Genomic DNA, 1039 nt, shown 5'->3' with positions numbered 1-1039 from the left:
GGAGCGATTAGTAAAAAGCTAATATAATTATAGAGCGTTACGAATGAACCCATTAAAACAAAACCAAGACTAAATAACAGAAGTAGACCTGGATCTTTTAGATGTTCGAACATAGAATATGCTAAAGGTTTAAAGGCTAATTTTGCAGGAACAAAATGTTTCGATTTTGGTAGTAAAAGATAGAATGCGACAGCCAAAATTAAACTTAAAACACCGATGGAGAGCATAGCGATATGCCAGTCATAGACATCACTGACAGCCCCCATTATAACGCGTCCTGCAAGTCCACCAATTGAGCTTCCGCTTACATAGAGACCCATCGCAATGCCTAGACTTTTCGGTTCAATTTCTTCTCCTAAATAAGCCATGGCAATCGCGGGCAAACCAGCAAAAACAGCACCTTGAATAATGCGTAATGTGAGTAAAGCGCCAAAGGAAGGAGCAAAAGCAATTGCAATAGATAGAATGGCTACAGCTACCATTGAGAAAGTCATTAAATTTTTTCGTCCCCATGCTTCAGAAACAGAGCCGACAATTAACATACAAATAGCAAGTGCAACAGTTGTTAAAGAGAGCGAGAGAGAAGCTGTTGCTGGTGAGATATTAAATGTATCAGCAATCATGGGAAGAACAGGTTGCGTCATGTAAAGATTGGCGTACGTACTAAAAGCACCCGCAAATAAAGCGAATGTGGTAAAACGAAAAGCGCGTGATCCTTTTTCAATGTATTCCACGATAGCAACCTCCGAAAAATGGTATAATTAACTTAACAAATGAAACGGAGGAATTGAAATTGAAACAATTTTATTTTAATCGACAATTGGAATTTCAGAAAAAAGAATCCTTTCTAAACGACCGTAGAACAAACAAAAATAATAAAGAGGTTGATAACATAAAAGACAACCTCAAATGCTATTAGAAACGAAGCTCTTGGCTATAATGAGCATAAAATTACATCATAGATAACATTAGAAAAAGAAAAGAGTTGATAATAAATAATCCTTTACTTGATTCTAACAACAAAAAAAGAGAGAAACAA

General features: G+C 36.2%; 1 protein-coding gene. It reads right to left on the bottom strand.

Annotated features, from left to right (window positions below; all coding sequences use genetic code 11):
• Window positions 1-734, bottom strand: a 734-nt coding sequence (locus KGI01_RS13660) for an MFS transporter (RefSeq protein WP_141275138.1), incomplete at its 3' end; no start/stop codon positions are given.
• Between the last annotated feature and the right edge of the window lie 305 nt (window positions 735-1039).

The organism is Kurthia gibsonii, assembly GCF_006539985.1.
Classification (GTDB): Bacteria; Bacillota; Bacilli; order Bacillales_A; family Planococcaceae; genus Kurthia; species Kurthia gibsonii.
Note: the sequence above shows the minus strand (reverse complement) of the source record. Positions and strands in the feature narration are given on the sequence as shown.